This window comes from Tateyamaria sp., assembly GCF_039940735.1.
Classification (GTDB): Bacteria; Pseudomonadota; Alphaproteobacteria; order Rhodobacterales; family Rhodobacteraceae; genus Tateyamaria.
This window is the reverse complement of sequence record NZ_JBDVGB010000048.1, coordinates 160561-182209: the sequence shown is the minus strand read 5'-3', so window position 1 is coordinate 182209 and position 21649 is coordinate 160561. Positions and strand designations below refer to the sequence as shown.

Here is a 21649-nt window from a genome sequence, read left to right as displayed (position 1 = left end):
CGTATCGTTTTCCGGTCCCTCACAGCATTGAGGGCACAACTTGATCCGGCGGGCGATGCCCGTCTGCGAAGGTTTTAATATTAATGATGACTTTTTCGCCCATCTCAACCCGGCTTTCGCGTGTTGCCGACCCCATATGCGGCAACAACACCACATTGGGCAATTCGCGCAACTGCGGGTTCACCTCTGTCCCGTGTTCATACACATCTAGCCCTGCCCCTGCGATTTCGCCCGCACGCAGCATCCGGGTTAACGCGTTTTCATCTATCACTTCACCGCGCGAGGTATTCACAATCACGGCGTCAGGTTTCATCAACTTCAGTCGCCGCGCATTCATCAGATGAAACGTCGTTGGCGTATGCGGACAGTTGATACTGAGCACGTCCACACGTGCAACCATCTGATCAAGGCTTTCCCACCACGTCGCATTCAGCTCGTCTTCGACCTCGGTTCGTAGTCGACGGCGATTATGATAATGCACCTGCATACCAAAAGCCGCTGCACGGCGCGCCACAGCACGTCCAATCCGCCCCATACCAAGAATGCCCAGACGCCGCCCGGCAATCCGTCCACCCAAAAATGCTGTAGGCGACCAACCGTCCCATTGCCCCGCCTGCATCGCCGCCAATCCTTCAGGTAGGCGGCGCGTGACGGCCAAAATCAGACCCATCGACATGTCGGCAGTATCTTCGGTCAACACCCCGGGGGTGTTCGACACCAAAATCCCACGCTGCCGTGCCGTTGCGACGTCAATGTTGTCCACACCGGCACCGTAATTGGCGATCAGTTTCAACCGATCCCCGGCTTGTCCAATCATCGCGGCATCAATCGTATCCGTGATCGTAGGGACCAAAACATCGGCCGTTTTCATCGCTTCAACGATTTCATTCCGGCTCATTGCAGCATCATTGTCGCGCAGTGTGACGTCAAAAAGTTCGCTCAGCCGCGCCTCGACTGCCGCAGGCAACCGTCGCGTTACGACAACACTTACACGATCCTTTGACATCTATGCCCTCCCCGGCCTTGGCGTTTGCGCCATTTAAAGGCATGGTGGCGGATGTGAGCACGGGGCACAAGAACCTCGGCCATATCAAGAGGCGCGAGATGAGTAAAACTTCCCCCATGGCGGTCTTTGGCCGTACAATTGCAACGTTGTGCTTAATATTTGGCTTGGCCCTGCCTGCGTTGGCAAAAGATGTTGGTCCAATCACCAACCTGCCATTGCCCCGCTATGTGTCGCTGAAAGCGGCCGAAGGCAACGTGCGCCGCGGCCCATCGCTGACCCATCGCATCGACTGGGTGTTCACCCGCCGCGACATGCCCTTGCAGATTACAGCAGAACACGGCCATTGGCGCCGTGTCGAAGATCGCGACGGGTTGGGCGGTTGGGTTCATTATTCCCTTTTGTCCGGCACCCGCACCGTTCTCATCGAACAAGACATGCTGACCATTCGCACCCGCCCCGACACGGACGCACCGATTGCCGCAGCCCTTGAGGTCGGCGTCATCGCGCGCCTTGGCGAATGCGACGTTGAATGGTGCCGCATCACGTCCGCCGGGTACAAAGGTTGGGCCCCAAAGGCGCGCATGTGGGGCGTCGCACTGGATGAAGTGCGCGACTAAAGCCTTAGGTCCCACAGATTTCCGATATGTAGCGTGATTAACTGCTCGAATCGCGCGTAGTCATATACGCACCATATCTGACTGAATGATGCGTAGCTGGCATGCCTGCGCCCCTACTTGCCCACGACCGACCTCGCGCAGATGATCGACGCCATCAGTTTGAGGGGGCATCGACATGGACCTAAAAAAGAAGGGCGTGGTCGTCTGAAACCTGCCGGGCAGTTTTTGCGCCCGCCGTCCTTAGCACTTACCCCGTTCAATTTTTCTGCTTCGTTGATCGTCGTCTGGCGACATCCGAACTTACTGGCACTTTGGGTCGACGAAAATAGGATGCATGTGTGCAAGCACCTTTCCAGCCGTAACATGGTCGAGGCTGGTCATTCTGGCCTATTAAGTTACTCTTGCACGCAATTGTTTCCTGCCATTGGACACCACGCATGCAAGTTATTTCCTATTCCACCTTTGGGCCTGCCGCTGACGTTCTTCACCTTAAAGAGATGCCAACACCGCCCCCCGAAGCGGGCGAAGTTGTGGTGCGCCTTGCCTTTTCCGGAGTGAACCCTTCGGACGTTAAGGCCCGCGCAGGCGCACGGCCCGGCGTGACCAAACCCGCCTTTGACACCATCATTCCCCACAGCGACGGCGCGGGCGTGATCGAGGCCGTGGGCGCAGGCATTTCGCCTGATCGCATTGGCACCCGTGTTTGGGTCTGGAACGGTCAATGGCAGCGCGCCTTTGGCACCGCCGCGACCCATATCTGCCTGCCTGCCGAACAGGCCGTCCCCCTGCCGGGCGCGGTGTCGCTGGAAACCGGCGCGATCCTTGGTATCCCTGGTCTGACAGCCTGCCACGCCGTCTTTGGCGGCGGTGACGTCACGGGCAAGACGGTGCTTGTGCAAGGTGGCGCGGGCACTGTTGGATTGCTCGCCGTGCAACTGGCTAAATGGGGCGGTGCGCGGGTGATCGCCACGGCGCGCGGTGATGGGATCAACGCGGCGCAAAAGGCCGGGGCGGACGCCGTGCTTGATTACACGCAAGCCGACCTTGGTGCGGCCATTTTAGCAGCCAATGGCGACACCCCGGTGGACCGGATCATCGAAGTCGAATTCGGGATCAATGCCGCCGTCGATGCAGAGGTGATCGCGGCTAATGGCACCATTGCCGCCTATGGGTCGGCCAAGGACATGACCCCGGTCATGCCTTTCGGGCCAATGTTGTTCAAAGCGGTGACCATCGACGTCATCCTGATCTATCTGCTGCCTGCCGCCGAACGCGCACAAGCCGTCACGCGGCTGCGCGACGCATTGCAGGCCGGGGCGCTGACATGCCCTGTGGATCGGGTCTTTGCTCTTGAGGACTGCGCCGCAGCCCACGCCGCAGTAGAAGCGGGCACCCGCGCGGGCGCTGTTCTTGTGGATGTGTCCCAATGATCCGTACCTTGTTTCTTATCTTTGTGCTGTGCACCACCTCGGCTTTTGCCCAAACAACCGATCAGCCGCAGGGTACAATCGAGGTTGAAGACAGCGCCAGCCAAGACACCGCCATCGCCGTGCGTATTCGCGCGATCCTTGGCGAACTTGACGGATTTGAAGACGTCACTGTCGCGGTGTCATCTGGCATCGTGACACTGCGTGGCACGACCATCGACACAACCCAAGCGGCCCGGCTGAATGACATCGTCGCGCGTGTGGCTGGCGTCGTTGCCATTGAAAACGAAGTGACCGAAACCACCGATGTGGTTGCGCGTTTGAACCCTGCTGTGGAACGGTTTCAAACGCGGATTACCCAAGCCATCGCCTTGCTGCCGTTGATGGCCGTCGCGGTGCTGTCTTTTGTGATGGTCCTGTTTGCAGGCATCTTGATCGCACGCTTGCGGTATCCTTGGGATCGAATCGCGCCCAACGCGTTTATCGCCAACCTTTACCGGCAAATCGTACGCATGGTGTTCTTTGTAAGCGGGTTGGTCATCGCCTTGGACATCCTTGGTGCGACGGCCTTGCTGGGCACCATTCTGGGCGCTGCGGGGATCGTCGGCCTTGCCATCGGTTTTGCTGTGCGTGACACGGTCGAAAATTTCATCGCCTCGATCATGCTGTCGATCCGCCAACCCTTTCGCCCCAATGACATCGTCGAAATCGAAGGTGATACCGGAAAGGTCATCCGCCTAACCAGTCGTGCGACAATCTTGCTGAGCTTTGAAGGCAACCACATCCGCATCCCCAATTCCACCGTCTTCAAAAGCCGAATCGTGAATTATTCCACCAACAACCAACGCCGCTTTGACTTTGAAATCGGCGTCGCATCGGACGCAGATCTGGATCTGGTCCGTGCGCTCGCGGATGACGTGGTCGCTGGGTTGCCCTTTGTTCTAAAGGACCCAGCCCCGATGGCATGGGTCGATCGGATCGGCGATGGGTCGGTCTTGTTGCAGGTGACGGGCTGGATCGATCAGCAAGACACCTCGTTGGCCTTGGCCAAAGGCGAGGCCATCCGCATGGTCAAAGCAGCGATAGAAGCAAAAAACATTGAAATCCCAGACACCACGTACCGCATTCAAATGATCGGCGCGGTCCCAAGCTTTGAGGCCGTAAACCCCGCGCCCAAAGTGCCAGAAACACCCAAAGAACCACCCGTCGTCGCCACCGATGTCGAAGACACATCCAAAGCCGCTTTGGACCGTATCGCGGCGGCAGAACGCAACGACCCGGAAACCCCTGACCTGCTCAGCGGCGACGGCTTAAAAGAATGACACGATTTTTTCCCAAAAGGGGCTTGCGTGCTGGTCATTGGCAGACTAATTAGCGCGACACGTTGGGACGTAGATCAATTGGTAGATCAACTGTTTTTGGTACAGTAGGTTGTAGGTTCGAGTCCTACCGTCCCAGCCAAAACCTCCTGAAGACTTCGGTGTTGATATCCAAGCGGTCTGGGCTGTTGCGTCACTTCTTTCAAACGCGCGAAGCCTTACCTCGACGGTGCGCCCACAAGGTCTGCCGTCAAAACCTCATTATGAAGGTCAAAACACTCTGATCCGAAACCGCTCGCGACCTAAATTGCCGCAGCATGAGCGTTCTTCTCGGTTGTGAAGCCATCGACTTCTTTGGCGATGATCCGCGCCAATGGATGCGTTTCCTTACGCATAACCAAACCCGTTTCGCTTAACGTAAAGACATCGGGATACCGTTTCATAAGGTTGATCGCAGAACTTTGAATTGTGTCGGCACTTTCTGGAAACGCGCGCTGCAATTCTTGAGTGGGAAAGCAGAAACGGCACATGAGTGCCTCGACCATCGCGGAAACCAACGCATCGTTTTGCGTCATTTCATAGCCTTTGTGACCCGCAAACCCAGATGTTGATATCCGGTCTTGATAGGCGGATGTGGCGACTGCGTTTTGCACATATCCATCCTGAAACCGCGAGATCGCAGATGCGCCTAGCCCGATCAGCGTCTGGCATTGATCATCTGTGTACCCTTGGAAATTGCGGCGTAACTTGCCGGCCTCTTGTGCTTTGAACAGGCTGTCTGATGGCTTGGCGAAGTGATCGATACCGATGGCTGAAAAGCCGGAGCCTTGCAAAGGCTGCGACGCAATACATGCAAGATCAAAGCGTTGTCTCGTGTCAGGTAGCGTTGTTGATTTAATCATGACTTGTCGTTTGGACATCCATGGAACATGGGCATAGCCGTAGATCGCCAACCTATCGGAATCCAAAGCGACAACATGGTTCAAAGTTGCCTGAAAACTGTCTTTGCTTTGATAAGGCAGCCCATATAGCAAATCGAGGTTGATCGCTTTTACGCCGTTTTCACGCAGAAAAGTGACGACCGTTTGCGTCTGTTCAAGGCTTTGCAGTCGACCGATGGCATTTTGTACAGCGGGCGCAAAATCTTGGACACCGATGCTTGCACGGTTCATGCCAAAATCGATTAAAGTTTGTAACAGGTCCGGTGCCGCTTCGGTTGGGTCGATCTCAACCGAAAACTCGAAGTCTGGCGTTATTGGGAACACACCAAAGACGTCTAAAAGCAAAGCTTGCATCGTTTCAGGTGACATTACGCGATAACCCAGTGGTGGTACGGCCACAACGCGGTGGGTTCGCGATTAAAGTCATCCAATACGTTCAGCGTCCTGATCGACCTGCCATCCGCTAACTGATCCGCCATAAAATCCATCGACCATGTCTCATTGGGCCGATCAAGCACCGCCAAAGGCTCAGGCTTGTCCCGCTTCAAGCGTTTCTTAGGTTTGGTTGGCAGGTTCAATTCCAGTTCGCAGTAGATCCGATAGACCCGTTTGTGGTTCCAGCCATAGCCCTGAACGTTGCGCAGATACAAAAAGCACAACCCAAATCCCCAGGATCGCTTGTTTGCTGTCAGACGTTCTAGCCAGTCGGCGATCTCTTCGTTCTCGTCGCTCAGTGCGGGGCTGTATCTGTAGCAGGTTTCGCTGATCTCAACCGCACGGCACGCCAACGCTATACTGATTACCGTGTCGCACGACCGTATTCATGGCCATCTCTCGCCTTCGAGACGGCCTTAACGCTTTTTTCCAAGCGCCTCCTTCAGCAGATCGTTCTGCATACTCATCTCAGCATACATGGGCTTCAGGCGACGGTTCTCTTCCGCCATATCCTTAATCTCAGAAATCAAAGATGCACCCATGCCACCAAATTTAGCGCGCCACTTGTAGAAACTCGCGCTGCTCATCCCGTGTTCGCGGCACAGTTCAGACACCGGTACCCCGCCTTCAGCCTGCTTCAACACCGCCATGATCTGCGCGTCGCTGTATCGCCCGTTCTTCATCATAAATCTCCTCAGATATCTTGCCGAGAAAATTCTACTTTTGAACACCACTAATTTTAGGGGGGATTACCTTGTCATCTTGACCAACAGCTTCAAAGACCTTCCTCTGGTTCTTAGAATTTCGCGCCTGATACGTCATTTGTCGAAACAGAACTTAGGCATTGCAGCGCTTTACAATTGTATCGCAATCCCCATCGCGCTTGCTGGATTTGCGACGCCATTGGCGGCCGCATTGGCAATGTCCGCATCGTCGATCACTGTCCTGCTCAATTCCCAACGTGTGAGGTACGTCAAATGAATGTCCTTATTGTTTTAATTCCGGTGTCGCTTTTTTAGGCTTGGTTGGGCTGTTGGCGTTCGTTTGGACGGTGCGCAGCGATCAATATGACGATGACAAAGGCAACGCCACACGGATTTTATTGGATGACTGACCTGTTTCTGATGTGCAGGGTGAAAAGCGTCTGAAAGAACCGATTGCACCGTGATAAATGAGTGAAGAGACTGCGCCTCCAACACTTGCCCAAACTCGATTGTCCCGAGTAACGCCATCTTGGCACACAATGAGCGATCGGGCAAACGTTCGGGCGGGAAAATGAGTCGCGATGCATGCCACCGGTTGCATCGCTCTATCGACATTCCTGTTGGCCAAAATGCTGGGGGCTCGGATCATCGCCATCGACGTTATGGCGAATTTATTGAACTCGGCTACTACGGCGCAGAATTGGGCGCCCTTTCGAGGCAACCCAAGAAACGCAGGGATCAATCCAATTTGAAACCTTGCGCACGCACGAAACGCCCAAAGTCGTTCCGTTCGGGTTCGCCATATTGCCGGGCTTTGTCTTCGGACCATGAATAGGTATCGCTGTGGCCTAAACTGTCCGTCAGGCGTTGCTTTTCATAGGGCTGCGTCAATGCGCGGTCCGCGTCATAATCCGCAACCTCATCTAACAAGGATGCTTCATTGTACCTGTCGACATGGCAGGTGACTTTAAGCGGTAGCCGCTTGGATACTTCAGGCGCTTGGGCGGGATATCCGACGGCAAGTCCCGCAAATGGAAAAACATAGTTTGGAAGGCCCAGTAGCTTTGAAACGGCGTCAGCTTCGTTGCGCACCGCGCTGATCGGACAACACCGCAACCCAATGGAATCAGCGGCCGTCACAAAAGCCCCTAAGGCGATGGCTGCGTCCCCAACCGCGTTGAAAAACGCATCAAGGTGATCATTCGCAAACGGGATTTCCTTCCAATCATGCAACAACCTTTGGCGGCGGTTGTTGCCACAAAACACAAGGATCGTGGGCGCACCTGCAACCCAAGCTTGACCAGCAACCAGATCAACAAGACGCTGTTTCACGTCGGGTGCCTGAAGTGCGATGATGTCACGTTGTTGCAAATCGCTTTTCGTGGGTGACGCGAGGGCCGTTGCGCATAGCATTTCTAGGACCGGTTGCGGCACCGGCTTATCCAAAAATTTCCGGCAAGACGCATGCGCTGCCATTGAGCAGATCAGATCAGATGTCGGCGTTTCATCCGCAATCCGTGGCGCGTCGCCAAATCGCGCATTCAAGAGTGATTGAAGGTCTGGCCCAGTTCCGCGCGTCATCTGATTTCCTTGTCCATCATGTAAGTTTTCCTACCAAAAACATAAAGTAAAATTCGCATCCATAAAGCCTGACTTTCTGATATTAATTTCTTCAAATCGTGCATCCTCAGAAAGCAATGAGCAAGAATGACGTCAGACATTTTGAAAGTAACGGTTGAACGCAGCGCAGGTGCGCAGGGTGCATTCGACGTACCGGCCCATGAAAGCCAGACCGTTTTGGATGTGGTGTCATGGATCCAACAGAATGCCGACCCCACTTTAAGCTATCGATTTTCATGTCGTGTCGGAATGTGCGGCAGTTGCGCAATGATGGTCAACGGGGTGCCCCGCTGGACGTGCCGCACACATATCTCAAAGGTGCGAAACGGCAACGAAGTGTCGATCGCCCCTTTGCGCAACCTACCGGTTATCAAAGACCTTGCTGTCGATATGGACCCGTTTTTTGACAAATGGGTCGCGGCAGAAGGTGTGCACCACGGCGCCCTAACCCGCGACGACCCCATCGCCCCCATCATTGAAACCACCCCCGCACGCGCAGAGGCAAACGCAGGCATCGAATGCATAAACTGTTCCGTCTGTTACGCCGCTTGCGACACGGTTGCGGGCAATCCTGACTACCTAGGGCCCGCAGCACTTCAAAGGGCTTGGACCTTGCTCAATGATGCAAAAGACGAAGGTCGAGTGGCGATTTTAGACGCCGTTTCCGACAAGGGCGGGTGTCACAATTGCCATTCCATGGGGTCGTGCACCACCTACTGCCCCAATGATTTGGACCCGATGTCAGCAATTGCCGGGCTCAAACGCGAAACGGCAAAGTCATTCTTTCGGAGGGGGCGCTGATGCTAAACATGCGTCTTTATATGGCCCAACGTTTAAGCGCGCTGCTGATGGCTCCATTGGTTTTGGGGCATTTGGCGGTGATGATCTATGCAGTCCAAGACGGGTTAAGCGCCGCCGAAATTCTAGGACGCACCCAAGGGTCCGTTTTGTGGTTTGTGTTTTACGGCACCTTCGTCGTTGCCGTGGCGGTCCACGGCGCGATTGGCCTGCGCGCCATCGCTTATGAATGGGGCGGGCTCAAGGGGGCCGCCCTTGAGCTGTTTATGTGGGGTGTTGGGCTTGCTTTGTTCGCCCTTGGGACGCGGGCCGTTTGGGCCGTGACCTTTGCGTCAGGGCTAGGCGCATGAAAACGGCCCAAGGGATCACATCGCGCGCGCACCCCCTGTGGCTGGCCTATATCCTGCACAGGCTGTCGGGGCTTGGCCTTGCGTTGTTTTTGCCGTTGCACTTTTGGGTGCTCGCACTTGCAATGACGGATCCCGGCCGACTGAACGGGTTCTTGGCACTGACGGACACAGGGATGGTCAAGCTGGCCGAGTTTGGTCTGGTCTTTTTACTGGCGGTGCACATGTTTGGCGGCCTGCGCCTTATGGCGCTAGAGTGGCTTCCTTGGACGCCGCCCCAAAAAACGCTGGCCGCTGTGGCGACCGCCGCGTCGTTCCTGATTGCGTGCCTCTTTTTTCTGAAGGCGATTTGATATGAGCATTGCGAACATCGAACGGCACGACACTGACATTCTGATTTTAGGCTCTGGCGGGGCCGGCCTTTTTGCCGCACTACACGCGCAACAATCCGCGCCCGAAGGCACCAAGATCACGATCGCGGTCAAAGGGCTGATCGGCAAATCCGGGTGCACGCGCATGGTGCAAGGCGGCTACAACGTTGCTCTTGGCGGCGGCGACACGGTCGAGCGTCATTTCATGGACACGATCAATGGCGGCAAATGGTTGCCCAACCAAGACATCGCCTGGCGGTTGTGCGAACAGGCCGTTGTGCGCATCCGCGAATTGGAAAACGAAGTCGGGTGTTTCTTTGACCGCAACCCTGATGGGTCATTGCACCAAAAAGCCTTTGCTGGGCAGACGGCGGATCGCACTGTTCATAAGGGCGATTTGACGGGCATCGAAATCATCAACCGTTTGATGGAAAAGGTGCTGGCAAGCGGTGTTGAAAAGCTGCAAGAACACCGCGCCGTTGGCCTGATCCCGACAAAAGATGGCACCGCCTTGGCTGGTGTTTTGATGATCGACATGCGGACAGGCAAGTTTCGGCTGGTGCGCGCAAAGACCGTTTTAATGGGCACGGGCGGCGGGCCAAGCATGTACAAATACCACACGCCAAGCGGGGACAAGACGATGGATGGCCTCGCTATGGCGCTGCGGGTGGGGCTATCATTGCGTGACATGGAAATGGTGCAATTCCACCCCACGGGCCTGTTGGCCGGCGATCACACCCGCATGACCGGCACCGTCCTCGAAGAAGGACTGCGCGGCGCCGGTGGGCAGTTGATCAGCCACGCGGGCCGGCGATTTATGTTTGACTACGACGACAAAGGCGAACGTGCCACGCGCGATGTGGTCAGCCGTGGCATCTATTCTGAGATGCGCAAGAACAATAACCCCGAACAAGAGGGCGTGTTTGTTTCGATGGCGCATCTTGGCCCCGAAAATGTGCGCAAGAAATTCAAAGGCATGGTCAATCGCTGCGCTGACAGCGGGTTTGACCTTGCTGCGGGCAAAGTCGAAGTGGTGCCAACGGCGCATTACTTTATGGGCGGCGTCATCGTCGACGTCGACACCCGCACCGCGCTCGAAGGACTTTATGTTGCGGGCGAAGACGCAGGCGGCGCGCATGGATCTAACCGTTTGGGCGGCAATGGGGTTGCCAACTCAACCGTCTATGGCGGGATTGCGGGTGACACCATGGGCGCCGACATCCGCAGGATGCCCGCCTTGCGCGACCCGGACGAGGCCGTCTTGGCCGCTGAATATGAACGCGCGACCTATCCTCTTCAGCACAAGCCTGACCTTGTCCTTCCCCTGCGCAAACAGTTGCAGGATCTGATGTGGGAAGAGGTCGGCGTTATGCGCACTGAGGCTGGCATGAAGCGCGGCCTTACAGGCATCGCCGAAGTGTCAGATGCCTTGATGGATGTCGGCGTGGATGACGGCAATTTGGCCTTTAACCTCACGTGGCACGATTGGCTGAACCTGCGGTCACTGTGCGATGTCTCAGAGGTCATCACCAAGGCAGGCATCACGCGTGAAAATTCACGTGGTGCCCATTTCCGAGAGGACTTTCCAGACCCCGGTGCCATGAAAGACAGTGATTTTACCGTAGCCCGCTTGAACGACGGCGCGGTCGAGGTCACAAATGAACCCGTTCAATTTACGATTGTGCGCCCGGGCGAGACAGTCTTGCCGCAGGGCGCACCCGAAACATTGGTGGCAGCGCAATGATCCCGATAAAGCTTATCCAAAACACCGCCGAAATCTTGATGGACAAGGCGGCCATCGAAATCCCGCAAGATTACCTTGATGGGCTGCAACAGGCCGCCAAAACAGAAGATGGCGATCTATCGTCCTTTGTTTTGAAGGCGATGTTGGAAAATTACGAAGCCGCCAAGGAAGATCGCCGCGCGATGTGCGGTGACACCGGCGTGCCGCGTTGGTTTGTGAAAATGGGTAATGACGCACAGGTAGAGGGCGGCATGATCGCCCTTGAGGGGGCATTGCGTCAGGCCACGGCCACCGCCACCAATGGCGTCCCGCTGCGCCCCAATCGGGTGCATCCGCTTTGGCGCACGGATCACAACAACAACGTCGGGATCGGCGCACCCGAGATCGAATACGGGTTCGAACCGGAGGGCGCTTGGATCGATCTGATCACGGTTCACAAAGGCGGCTTGTTCGGGACAGATTACCGCATGCTGTTCCCCAGTGATGGCATCCAAGGGATCAAACGGTTCTACCTTGATAGTCTGATGGCCTTTGGCAAGCGCGGCCTTGCCTGCCAACCTGCAATCATCGGCATCGGGCTTGGCGGATCGAAAGACACCTGCATGGCGCTTGGGAAACGCGCGTCGACCTTGCGTGTCGTTGGCAGCATGAACAGCGATCCAAAGATTGCAGAAATGGAGGCCGAGTTTAAAGAACTAGGCAATTCCATCGGCATGGGTGCGATGGGTTTTGTGGGCAAAAACATGGTTATCGATTGCAACATCGAGGTGGGCTACTGCCACACCGGCGGGTTGCCGATGTCGGTCCATGCGTTTTGCTTGTCATCGCGCCGGGCGGTTGCACGTATCCACGCCGATGGGCGTGTCGAATACCGCACCGATCCAGATTGGTTCACCCCCTATCAACGCCGTGAAACCGTCGATTGGACCCCTGTACAGGAGGCCGCAGAATGAGCATCCGCGAAGTCCGCCTGTCAACGACCCCAACGCCCGAAGCCATCGCAGACCTGCGCTTGGGTGACATCGTTTACCTTGACGGGTTGATGTATACCGCGCGCGAAGGCGTCTATATGCGCGCCCTCGAAGAACAGGCCAACATCCCAATGGAGTTGCCCAGTCAATCGGCCGCCAACTTCCATTGCTCGCCTGCTGCGCGGATCAATGGGGATGGGTCTTTTGACATTGGCGCCGTGACGGCCACCGCCTCGTTCCGGTTTGCCAAGTGGTTGCCCGAATGGATGGCCAAAACCGGGGCCAAATTGATCGTCGGCAAAGGCGGAATGACCTCAAAGGACTACAAGGACTATTTCGTACCCAACGGGGCCGTTTACCTTTCGACCGTAGGCTATGGCACCGGCGCGTTGCTTGGGCGCGGGGTGCAAAGCGTCGAGGCGGTGCACTGGAACGAAGAACTTGGCATTGCGCAGGCCATGTGGGTGTTGAAGTGCAACAAGATGGGACCGTTCATCGTTGCGTCTGATATGAACGGCGACTGCCTATTCGAACGCGAAAACGCAAAAATCGCCGAGAATGTTGCTCGCGTTTACGAAGGCACCACACCTGCGACGTTGAAACGTTACGGCGAAACGGACGACCGGACGGATGAGGTGATTTGATATGCGCAAGGGTACGCCGCTCCGACCGACGTCACGCCTAACGTAAACCGTGAATGCCCAACACCTTTTGGGTCGACGCTCGGGCCAACATTGCATCGTGATGTGCGGACAACTTTGGAAAGGCTGTGATCGACAAGCCCACCGCCGCCATCCACCGCGCCATCAAGAACAGATACGGATCGCAATAGGTATAGGTCCGCCCCAAAGCCCACGGCCCTTCGTTGATTTCTTGTTCTAGAAAACCTGCGCAGTCAGTTAGGTTTCTTGCCACATTGGACTGCATATCCTTAACCGAAGCATCCTGTTCCGCCCATCTGCGCCCACGGTGATTGTGGGCAAAAGCCACGTGGGCCGTCGCGCACAGGTAAGCGGCCAAAGATCGCGCCTGTGCTTGTGCGTTGTGGCCTTCGGGCAGTGTTGCGCCGTCTTTCTGTGTCGCTGCGATATATTCAAGAATGGCGGGGTTTTCAGTGATGGTGGATTGCGGCGTCACAAGCACAGGAATCCGGCCCTTCGGGTTTATCTGCAAAAATTCCGGGGCTAAATGGTCGCCATTCGGAATTGAAACCTCGATTGCCTCGTAAGATGCTGCGACCTCTTCCAAGAGGATATGTGCCGCAACTGCGGACGATCCATTCGAGTAAAAGAACTTTAGCACCGCGGTACTCCTTTTGGGGTTCGGTATAATTTTGAGTGTGTCAGACACTCAAAACACTTCTGAGGTCATGATGCCAACGCCCATCATAAGCGTCAAAAGAATAAGAAGCCGACGAAAGGCGTTGTCGGTCAGTCTTTTGAAAACGGTGATGCCAATTTGCGCGGCGATCAACCCGATCGGTATCGTGATAGCAAGGGCAAGAAGGGCCGTCGCATCATAGGCCCCTTTCCAAAACAGCAGGCAAATTGTTGTGCTTAGAATGACGACATTAAAGGGTTGTAGCACGGCCCGTGTTTCCGACTTTGTCCAGGGTCGGATCGACAACCACATGGCTGGTATCGCGCCAGATACGGCCGCCGCACCGCCAAGGATGCCCCCGAACAAACCAACCACGGAATCTATGACCGGTGTGCGACGCGAAAAGGCAGGCAGTGTCGCGCGAAACCCAAAATAACACCCATAAAGGATCAGCAATGCGGCGACGGCAATCCGCAATGTCCCCTCATTGATCCGTTCAAGAAGCGCCAGACCAATCGGTATGCCAACAAGGCCCGGGATCAAAAACCGAAGCAACCTTGTGGGTTGGGATTTGATTTCGACACGCACAACCCAAAGCCCCTGCAAGCCAACCAAGACCGACATAAAAGCGACCACCGCAACCGCTTGGATCGGGTCCAGTACAACCAGATAAAACCCAAGCGCAAACAGCGCGGTCCCTGTGCCCGACAACCCGTTTACGAACCCGCCCGCAAGCGCGCCCAAGGCAAGGTAAACATGAAATTCAGTGATCACCCGCTGGCCGCCGATCGTTCAGACGTGGCCCGTTCAATGACCCCCGCCAAAACCGCATAGATTTCATCGATGGCTTGCATTTTGATATGGCTTTCTTGATGGATCAACCCAAGGGTCCGGTGCGGTGCGTCCGCCCCCAGACGAAGGCATTTAACAGCAGCAGCGTCCGGCGCCTTAACCGCAAGATCAGGAACAATCGAAACACCTAAGTTGGCGTTAACCATGCTGCCGATGGCCTCAGGGCTGTCCAACTCCATCGTTTCCGACACTCTTATACGCTTTGCCAAAAGCCAATTTTCGATCACCATGCCAAGAACGGCACTTCGATTAAAGCGGATGAATGGCCTCGTTTTCAAAAGCCGAATGGGATCGTTTTCGGGTTCTTCCGGGGCGGCGATCAACTGCATCGGCTCTTGGGTCAGCTCGCGAAACAAAACGCCGTCAGGCATCAAGTTCGGTTTGGTCACGATCGCAGCATCCAAATTGCCCCGCTCGACCTCTGTAATCAACGTTCTAGTAAGACCTGGCCTGATATGAAGGCCAAGTTCTGGGTAGTTTAATTTCAATTCCGCCATCGCTTGTGGCGTCAACCCAGTGAGGGTCGTGCGCAAAGCCCCAAGGCTGATGACGCCACTTAAGCCACTGTCCCCAAGCGCGGACGGCACAAGATTGTCGTAATCCGCGACGATGATGCGCGCCTTTGCAATGATCTGATGCGCCACGGGCGTGAGTTCAGGCGTTCTGGTACTGCGATCAAACAAAGCAATGCCCAAATCAGCCTCTAGTGTTTGCATTTGCTGACTGACGGCGGCGTGCGTCACGTGCACCACTTTCGCAGCCGCACTAAAGGTGCGCGAGTCCGAGACTGCGATCAAAGTGCGAAGCAAACGAATTGTCATTTTGAGGCCTTTTGGAAAGCAACCCTTTCCAGAGGTGTAAGTTTTTTTGGCTATGCTAAAGACAACCTTACTCATACGATATCGAAAAGCCAAATTCAAATAATAGAATTCAATGGGAGAGAGAATATGAACCGAACAAAATTGGCGGGTGCCATAGCGCTTGGAACGATGCTTGCGACGACTGCGGCTTGGGCCGAGTATCCAGAACGCGCGATCAACATGGTCATTCCCTATGGCGCGGGCGGTGCGACTGATATCTCGGCGCGCACCATCGCAGAACCCCTTGGCGAAGCCGTTGGCAAGCCATTGGTCATGGCCAACGTCACAGGCGCAGGGGGTGCCACAGGTTCGGTCGCAGTTCAAAACGCAAAGGGTGACGGTTACACGATGTTATTCGCGCGTGTCGGATCCCATTCAGTGAACCCGGCAATGAAGGCCACGTTGCCCTATGCATTGGACGATTTTCGTTTTGTTAATGTCTATGAAATCAACCCAGTGGCATGCGCCGTGACACCGGCATCCGGCATCACATCGATGGCAGAATTGACCGCAAAAGTTGCCGAAGGCGGCGTCACTTATTCGTCTTCAGGCGTTGGGTCCTTGCCGCATTTGGCAAGCGCAATGGTGCTGAAAGAATTCGGCGTCGAGAACCCATTAACGGATGCCACGCACATCCCGCAAAAAGGCGGCGGCGCGGCGGTCACAGCAGTTTTGAATGGTACCGCGACGTTTTTGTGCACGAACTCATCCGCATTGGCGAGCTTTGTGGCCAACAAACAAATGGTCCCACTTTTGGTCACAACGGCAGAACCGGTTGTTGGCTTTGATGCGCCAACTGCGAATGACCTAGGGAAAGACGCTTTGAATCAATTGGTTGGTTGGACGGGCATTGCAGGCCCCGATGATCTTCCTGATGATGTGGCCGAAAAATGGGGCGCGTGGATGGCCACGGCGACCCAAGATCCAAAGTTCAACGAAACCATGTCCGCCCGTGGATCTGTGATCCAACTGATGGGGCCTGTGGAAGCCAATGAATTCATCCAAGGTCAGTTCGAAACCTTCCGCGCGCTGGTTGATGAATTGGGCATGCGTATCGAAGGTTAACGCCTTTTTGTTTGAAGACATTTATGTTTTGCGGCCACCCTACGCGTGGCCGCAGACGTTTTAAGGGAATATCTGATGTCACCAAAAACAGTTCAGTTTCGGCTGGGGTTGGGGGCTTGCGTCGCAGCCTTGTTTCTTGGCTTCGTCGCAATTCCGATGTGGGTATCATCCCCAAGCAATGTTTCAAATATCGTTTTATCGCCAACGTTTTGGCCCTATGTGCTGACAGTGCTGACCGGGTTGATGGGCATCGGGCTGTTACTGGCAGCGCGCCAAGCAGGCACGACGGTAGCCGTTGAACACACGCATCCCACGGATGGGGCAGCTTGGTACAGGCTCCTCAGTCTGGGCGTTATCATGATCATAACAATGTTCGCCCTGCCCCGGCTTGGCATGGTTTGGACAACAATGGTTGTCTTTGGGATCACGGCCTTTTTGTTTCGCACGCGTCATCCCAAAACCGCACTTGTATGCGCCGTCATGATCCCCTTTTTACTGTACCTCTTTTTCGCCCATGTGGCCGGCGTCGCCATCCCTCAGGGTAATTTTGTGAGGTTGCCATGAGCTTTGCCGACAGCATACTGGCCGGGCTTAGCCTTGTTTGGTCGTTTGAGGCGTTTTTTGCCCTGTTTGCAGGGATTTGCATCGGTGTCATCGGCGGCGCCATCCCCGGATTGTCCGCGACGATGGCCGTCGCACTAACCTTGCCTTTCACCTTCGCGATGCAGCCCATCACAGGTATTTTGCTGTTGTTAGGGGTTTATAAGGGCGGCATTTTTGGCGGCTCAATTCCCGCGATCTTGATAAAAACACCCGGCACCCCTGCGTCGTCGGCGACGATTCTGGATGGGCATCCGATGGCCGAACGAGGTGAAGCAGGGCGTGCGCTTGGTATGGCGCTTTGGGCGTCTTGCACGGCGGACCTTGTGTCGAACTTAGCGCTTATTCTGTTTGCGGGTTGGCTGGCGTCCTTTGCACTGAATTTCGGCCCACCTGAATTTTTTGCACTTATTCTGTTTTCGCTAACCATCATCGCTGGCGTGTCCGGAGATAGCCTGTTGCGCGGTGCACTGTCGGCACTGCTTGGGCTTTTGCTTGCGACCGTCGGGCTTGATCTGGTCTATGGCACCAACCGCTTTACGTTCGGCGACCCCAACATGATGGGCGGGCTGAATTTCATTGCTGTGCTGATCGGTCTTTTTGCGATTCCTGAAGTGATTGCAATGGCATGGAACCCAACGGCGCACCTTGGCAAGGCGCAATCTCTGGGCAAATCAAAAGTCACCTTTGCAGATTACCGCCGCAGCTTTAAATCGATCATCCGAGGGAGTTTCATTGGTGTTTTTCTTGGCTCGATCCCGGGGATCGGCGCTGCACCTTCCGCATTCCTAAGCTATTCCGAAGCCCGTAGAAAATCGCCCAACAAAGACAACTTTGGCAAAGGGGAAATCGAAGGCGTTGCCGCCTCAGAGGCCGGCAACAACGGCGTCGCGGGTGCCACGTTGATCCCGCTTTTGGCGCTTGGGGTTCCCGGCGATGTGATCACTGCCATCATCATTGGCGCGTTTATGGTTCATGGCCTTCAACCCGGCCCGATGATGTTTATTCTAAACGTCGATATTATCTATGGGCTGTTCATCGGGCTGATTGTCAGCTCGGTCTTTTTGTTCATTGTGGGCAGTGTCGCCATCCGAGGATTCAAATTCGTGGCAGATGTGCCGAAACGCATTTTAATGCCCACCGTCCTTGTTTTGTGCATCTATGGCGTCTTTGCCGTGAACAACAACATCTTTGATGTGGGCGTTATGTTCGCCATGGGGTGGGTCGGTTACTTGATGTTACGCTATCAAGTGCCCGCCGCCCCGTTTCTGATCGCCTTTATTCTGGGGCCCTTACTAGAAGACAATTTCCGCCAATCCATGCTGATGTCAGGAAGCGATCCTATGATCCTGCTCAGAGGCCCAATCACGTGGTTTTTCTGGACGCTAACTGTCATCACAGTCGTGGCGATTGTGCGCACTATGCTAAGGACGTCGAAAACCGCGTGAGCCAATGCAATGCTGCGGTGATTGCCGACCATTTGGGCCTGTTCCGGTATCCTGATACGTGCATTGTGGTTGCAATTGATCCGGCCCCCGCCCTTACTTAGGTTGGGTTCAACTATCCCGCACATTCGGAGCGCCCCATGACAGAGTATGTGATCGAAACACCCCCCGTTGTTGCCTTGCCCGTGGCCGGAACAACGGCTCAATTCCCAGTGCGCCGTGTCTATTGCATCGGGCGTAACTATGCGGCTCATGCGATTGAAATGGGGCACGATCCGGACCGCGAGGATCCGTTTTTCTTCCAGAAGAATCCGGACAACCTCGATACATCCGGGACGTTCCCTTACCCTACAAAATCAAGCGACGTGCATCACGAGGCAGAGATGCTTGTGGCGTTGAAATCAGGCGGCACAGATATTGCTGTAGGTGACGCGCTTGACCACGTATTTGGCTATGGATTGTCGCTGGATATGACGCGTCGTGACCTTCAGGGCATTCAAAAGAAAATGGGCCGCCCTTGGGAAATCGGTAAGGCTTTTGAGTTGTCTGGCCCCTGTGGCCCGCTGCACCCGGTGTCTAAGGTTGGGCACCCTGATCACGGCCGGTTAGAGCTGAAAGTGAATGGCGAGGTGCGCCAAGAGGCCAACCTGAACCAGATGATCTGGAAAGTGCCCGAGATGATTTCATACCTGTCAGAGTATTTTGAGTTGGCGGCAGGCGACGTCATCATGTCTGGCACACCGTCGGGCGTGGCTGCGGTCGAAAAGGGGGACGTCATGCGCCTAACCATCGACGGCCTTGGCGTTCTGGACGTGACCGTCATTTAGGTACAGGTTGACCGATTAGACGGCCCCCAAACATGCAAAGACCCTGCACCTGTTTCGTCAGATGCAGGGTCTTTTGGTGCCATCGCTGACACGCTATTTTCAGAGCGTGGCGAGGATATCCTGAAGCGTTTTGGATGCCCGCATCACATTTTCAGTTTTGCATTGATCCGTCAGGTAATACCCGCCCAAGTCCGCCGGGCTGCCTTCGGCTGACGTGAGTTCCGCCAGAATGGCCGCTTCGTTTTCGGCCAACGCTTTGGCGACAGGCGCGAACTTGGCATTCAAATCTGCGTCTTCGTTCTGTGCGGCCAACGCCTGTGCCCAATACAGCGCAAAGTAATAGTGGCTGCTGCGGTTGTCCGTTTGACCGACCTTAGGGCGTGGTGACTTATCGTGGTCCAGCACGCCTTGGGTCGCGCTTTCAACGGCAGTCCCAAGGATCCGTGCGCTTTGATTTTCCTTGGATTCGGCCAAGAATTTCAAGCTTTCACCAAGGGCGCAAAATTCGCCAAGTGAATCCCAACGCAGGTGGTTTTCTTGGGTCAACTGTTGAACGTGTTTTGGCGCAGACCCGCCTGCCCCGGTTTCGAACAAACCACCGCCATTCATCAACTTGACGATCGACAGCATCTTGGCCGAGGTGCCAAGTTCAAGGATCGGGAACAGGTCCGTCAGATAGTCGCGCAAAACGTTGCCGGTGACGGCAATGGAATTCTTGCCCGCGCGGATCGTTTCCAGTGACAAGCGTGTCGCGGCGCGCGGTGTCATGATCTGGAACTTGTCGGCCATGCCTGCGTCGGCAAGAAGCGGCGTGATGTATTTCAACAACTCCGCATCATGTGCGCGGGATGCGTCCAGCCAAAAGATCGCCTGACAGCCTTCAGCCCGTTGACGGCTGATTGCCAATTGCACCCAATCTTCAATCGGGGCCTGCTTTGTCGACGCCGAGCGCCAGATATCGCCAGCCTCGACCGCGTGCTCAAGCGGCGTGTCGCCGTTGGCAAGAACGATGCGCACAGTGCCTGCGTGTGGAACTTCAAACGTTGTGGGGTGAGACCCGTATTCTTCGGCCTTTTGGGCCATAAGGCCAACGTTCTGCACAGTGCCGGCCGTGCTGGGATCAAGAGCGCCCGTTTCTTTAAAGTAGGACACTGATTCTTCGTAAACCGGCGCATACGAGCTGTCGGGAATCACGCAGTTCGTGTCGGCGGCTTTGCCATCTGGCCCCCAGCCTTTGCCGCCTGCGCGGATAAGTGCGGGCATCGACGCATCGATGATCACGTCGGACGGGACATGCAAGTTGGTGATGCCTTTGTCCGAATTCACCATATACAGCGCCGGGCGATCTGCCATGACCGCATCAATTGCGGTGCGAATTTCGGCACCTTCAGGCAGCTCTGCGACCTGTTCCAACAACGCGCCCAACCCCGAATTCGGGCTGATGCCTGCCGCGGCAAATTTTTCACCGTAGGTGTCGAAGACCGGTTGCAGGAACACCTTGACCGCATGACCAAAGACGATGGGGTCAGACACCTTCATCATGGTGGCTTTCAGGTGGAGCGAGAACAAAACACCCTGATCTTTTGTCGCAGCAATTTGTTCCGCCAAGAAGCTATCGAGCCCGCGCGCGGACATGAAAGTCGCGTCAACAACAGTGCCCGCAGCATATGACAGGCCATCTTTCAAAACGGTGATACCACCGTCAGCCGCAACAAGTTCGATCCGCGCGTCACCGGCTTGGCCAGCGGTCACTGTGGTCGACTTTTCGTTTGAAAAGAAATCGTTGCCAGACATCGTCGACACGGTTGTCTTGCTGTCAGACTTCCATTCACCCATCGAATGCGGGTTGGACATTGCGTAATTCTTGACTGCAACTGCGGCGCGGCGATCCGAATTGCCTTCGCGCAAAACCGGGTTTACCGCAGACCCTTTGATGGCATCAAAACGCGCGCGAATGGCTTTTTGCGCCTCTGTTGAAACATCCTCAGGATAGTCCGGAATGGCATAGCCTTTGTCTTGCAGTTCTTTGACGGCGGCCATGAGTTGCGGCACCGATGCAGAAATGTTGGGAAGCTTAATGACATTTGCGTCCGGCGATTTCACCAGTTGACCCAGTTCGGCCAAGTCATCCGATTGGCGTTGTTCGGCTGTCAAACCTTCGGGGAACGTCGCAACGATGCGTCCCGCCAAAGAGATATCTTTTACCCCAACCGTGACCCCTGCAGCCTTTGCAAAAGACTGAATGACAGGAAGGAGCGACACCGAGGCAAGCTGCGGTGCTTCGTCAACTTTAGTGTAAATGATATCAGGCGTTGCATTGTTAGCCATGGAACTGTGCCGATCTTTTTAGTTTGAGTTTATTTGCTGAAGTCTTGCCGTT

Annotated in this window: 21 protein-coding genes, 1 tRNA gene and 2 pseudogenes; 15 read left to right on the top strand and 9 right to left on the bottom strand. The window is 55.4% G+C overall.

Going from position 1 to position 21649, the window contains the following annotated elements; all coding sequences use genetic code 11:
• Positions 1 to 19 precede the first annotated feature (19 nt).
• Positions 20 to 1006 carry a 2-hydroxyacid dehydrogenase gene (locus tag ABJF76_RS09895; RefSeq protein WP_413822272.1) on the bottom strand — a complete coding sequence of 329 codons (987 nt, stop codon included), beginning with the start codon at positions 1004 to 1006 and terminating at the stop codon, positions 20 to 22.
• A 98-nt stretch (positions 1007 to 1104) separates the two neighbouring features.
• Here ABJF76_RS09895 and ABJF76_RS09890 point away from each other — a divergent pair, with 98 nt between their 5' ends.
• The 4 genes from ABJF76_RS09890 (at position 1105) to ABJF76_RS09875 (ending at position 4511) form a co-directional block, all read left to right on the top strand.
• Positions 1105 to 1623, top strand: a complete 519-nt coding sequence (locus tag ABJF76_RS09890) for an SH3 domain-containing protein (protein ID WP_413822271.1) — start codon at positions 1105 to 1107, stop codon at positions 1621 to 1623.
• 437 nt (positions 1624 to 2060) lie between these two features.
• Positions 2061 to 3053 (top strand): NADPH:quinone reductase, encoded by a 993-nt coding sequence (locus ABJF76_RS09885; protein WP_413822270.1) that lies wholly within the window; start codon positions 2061 to 2063, stop codon positions 3051 to 3053.
• Positions 3050 to 4372, top strand: a complete 1323-nt coding sequence (locus ABJF76_RS09880) for a mechanosensitive ion channel domain-containing protein (protein ID WP_413822269.1) — start codon at positions 3050 to 3052, stop codon at positions 4370 to 4372. The genes ABJF76_RS09885 and ABJF76_RS09880 overlap by 4 nt, the downstream gene beginning before the upstream one ends.
• 63 nt (positions 4373 to 4435) lie before the next feature.
• Positions 4436 to 4511, top strand: a tRNA-Gln gene (locus ABJF76_RS09875).
• 160 nt (positions 4512 to 4671) lie between these two features.
• Here ABJF76_RS09875 and ABJF76_RS09870 read toward each other — a convergent pair.
• The 3 genes and pseudogenes from ABJF76_RS09870 to ABJF76_RS09860 form a co-directional block, all read right to left on the bottom strand.
• The gene (locus ABJF76_RS09870; RefSeq protein WP_413822268.1) at positions 4672 to 5679 is read right to left on the bottom strand and encodes a radical SAM protein; all 1008 of its coding nucleotides are present in this window, start codon (positions 5677 to 5679) and stop codon (positions 4672 to 4674) included.
• Positions 5680 to 5720: 41 nt separating this feature from the next.
• Positions 5721 to 6428, bottom strand: a pseudogene (locus tag ABJF76_RS09865) (transposase); the annotation flags it as partial.
• A gap of 171 nt (positions 6429 to 6599) precedes the next feature.
• On the bottom strand, positions 6600 to 6722 hold the full coding sequence (locus ABJF76_RS09860; protein ID WP_413822267.1) for a hypothetical protein: 123 nt from the start codon (positions 6720 to 6722) through the stop codon (positions 6600 to 6602).
• On the opposite strand from ABJF76_RS09860, the pseudogene ccoS reads away from it, so the two are divergent.
• A pseudogene (ccoS, locus tag ABJF76_RS09855) lies at positions 6723 to 6859 on the top strand (cbb3-type cytochrome oxidase assembly protein CcoS).
• 328 nt (positions 6860 to 7187) lie between these two features.
• Here ccoS and ABJF76_RS09850 read toward each other — a convergent pair.
• Positions 7188 to 8030, bottom strand: a complete 843-nt coding sequence (locus ABJF76_RS09850; protein ID WP_413822266.1) for a nitroreductase family protein — start codon at positions 8028 to 8030, stop codon at positions 7188 to 7190.
• A gap of 126 nt (positions 8031 to 8156) precedes the next feature.
• On the opposite strand from ABJF76_RS09850, the gene ABJF76_RS09845 reads away from it, so the two are divergent.
• The 6 genes from ABJF76_RS09845 to ABJF76_RS09820 are packed head-to-tail and all read left to right on the top strand — an operon-like array spanning position 8157 to position 12944.
• Positions 8157 to 8870 (top strand): succinate dehydrogenase/fumarate reductase iron-sulfur subunit, encoded by a 714-nt coding sequence (locus ABJF76_RS09845; protein ID WP_413822265.1) that lies wholly within the window; start codon positions 8157 to 8159, stop codon positions 8868 to 8870.
• A complete protein-coding gene (locus ABJF76_RS09840) occupies positions 8870 to 9217 on the top strand; it encodes a succinate dehydrogenase (RefSeq protein WP_413822264.1) in 348 nt (115 codons plus the stop codon). Before ABJF76_RS09845 ends, ABJF76_RS09840 begins: the two co-directional genes overlap by 1 nt.
• A complete protein-coding gene (locus ABJF76_RS09835) occupies positions 9214 to 9567 on the top strand; it encodes a succinate dehydrogenase (RefSeq protein WP_413822263.1) in 354 nt (117 codons plus the stop codon). Before ABJF76_RS09840 ends, ABJF76_RS09835 begins: the two co-directional genes overlap by 4 nt.
• Before the next feature lies 1 nt (position 9568).
• Positions 9569 to 11329: an L-aspartate oxidase gene (locus ABJF76_RS09830; protein WP_413822262.1), complete on the top strand. Its 1761-nt coding sequence runs from the start codon at positions 9569 to 9571 to the stop codon at positions 11327 to 11329.
• On the top strand, positions 11326 to 12282 hold the full coding sequence (locus ABJF76_RS09825) for a fumarate hydratase (RefSeq protein ID WP_413822261.1): 957 nt from the start codon (positions 11326 to 11328) through the stop codon (positions 12280 to 12282). The genes ABJF76_RS09830 and ABJF76_RS09825 overlap by 4 nt, the downstream gene beginning before the upstream one ends.
• Entirely contained in the window at positions 12279 to 12944 is a 666-nt protein-coding gene (locus ABJF76_RS09820; RefSeq protein WP_413822260.1) for a fumarate hydratase C-terminal domain-containing protein, read from the top strand. The genes ABJF76_RS09825 and ABJF76_RS09820 overlap by 4 nt, the downstream gene beginning before the upstream one ends.
• 37 nt (positions 12945 to 12981) lie before the next feature.
• On the opposite strand, the gene ABJF76_RS09815 is transcribed toward ABJF76_RS09820, so the two are convergent.
• The 3 genes from ABJF76_RS09815 to ABJF76_RS09805 are packed head-to-tail and all read right to left on the bottom strand — an operon-like array spanning position 12982 to position 15293.
• Positions 12982 to 13602, bottom strand: a complete 621-nt coding sequence (locus ABJF76_RS09815) for a glutathione S-transferase family protein (RefSeq protein WP_413822259.1) — start codon at positions 13600 to 13602, stop codon at positions 12982 to 12984.
• A gap of 48 nt (positions 13603 to 13650) precedes the next feature.
• Positions 13651 to 14394, bottom strand: coding sequence for a sulfite exporter TauE/SafE family protein (locus ABJF76_RS09810; RefSeq protein ID WP_413822258.1), 744 nt, complete (start codon positions 14392 to 14394; stop codon positions 13651 to 13653).
• Entirely contained in the window at positions 14391 to 15293 is a 903-nt protein-coding gene (locus tag ABJF76_RS09805; protein WP_413822257.1) for a LysR substrate-binding domain-containing protein, read from the bottom strand. The genes ABJF76_RS09810 and ABJF76_RS09805 overlap by 4 nt, the downstream gene beginning before the upstream one ends.
• A gap of 126 nt (positions 15294 to 15419) precedes the next feature.
• Between ABJF76_RS09805 and ABJF76_RS09800 the strand changes: the two genes are divergently transcribed.
• The 4 genes from ABJF76_RS09800 to ABJF76_RS09785 all read left to right on the top strand — a co-directional run bounded on the left by ABJF76_RS09800 (position 15420) and on the right by ABJF76_RS09785 (position 19269).
• A complete protein-coding gene (locus ABJF76_RS09800; RefSeq protein ID WP_413822256.1) occupies positions 15420 to 16397 on the top strand; it encodes a Bug family tripartite tricarboxylate transporter substrate binding protein in 978 nt (325 codons plus the stop codon).
• A 75-nt stretch (positions 16398 to 16472) separates the two neighbouring features.
• The gene (locus tag ABJF76_RS09795; protein ID WP_413822255.1) at positions 16473 to 16961 is read left to right on the top strand and encodes a tripartite tricarboxylate transporter TctB family protein; all 489 of its coding nucleotides are present in this window, start codon (positions 16473 to 16475) and stop codon (positions 16959 to 16961) included.
• Positions 16958 to 18445: a tripartite tricarboxylate transporter permease gene (locus tag ABJF76_RS09790; protein WP_413822254.1), complete on the top strand. Its 1488-nt coding sequence runs from the start codon at positions 16958 to 16960 to the stop codon at positions 18443 to 18445. The genes ABJF76_RS09795 and ABJF76_RS09790 overlap by 4 nt, the downstream gene beginning before the upstream one ends.
• A gap of 137 nt (positions 18446 to 18582) precedes the next feature.
• A complete protein-coding gene (locus tag ABJF76_RS09785; protein WP_413822253.1) occupies positions 18583 to 19269 on the top strand; it encodes a fumarylacetoacetate hydrolase family protein in 687 nt (228 codons plus the stop codon).
• A gap of 99 nt (positions 19270 to 19368) precedes the next feature.
• Here the strand turns inward: ABJF76_RS09785 and ABJF76_RS09780 are convergent, their stop codons facing one another.
• Positions 19369 to 21597 (bottom strand): NADP-dependent isocitrate dehydrogenase, encoded by a 2229-nt coding sequence (locus ABJF76_RS09780; protein WP_413822252.1) that lies wholly within the window; start codon positions 21595 to 21597, stop codon positions 19369 to 19371.
• Positions 21598 to 21649 lie beyond the last annotated feature (52 nt).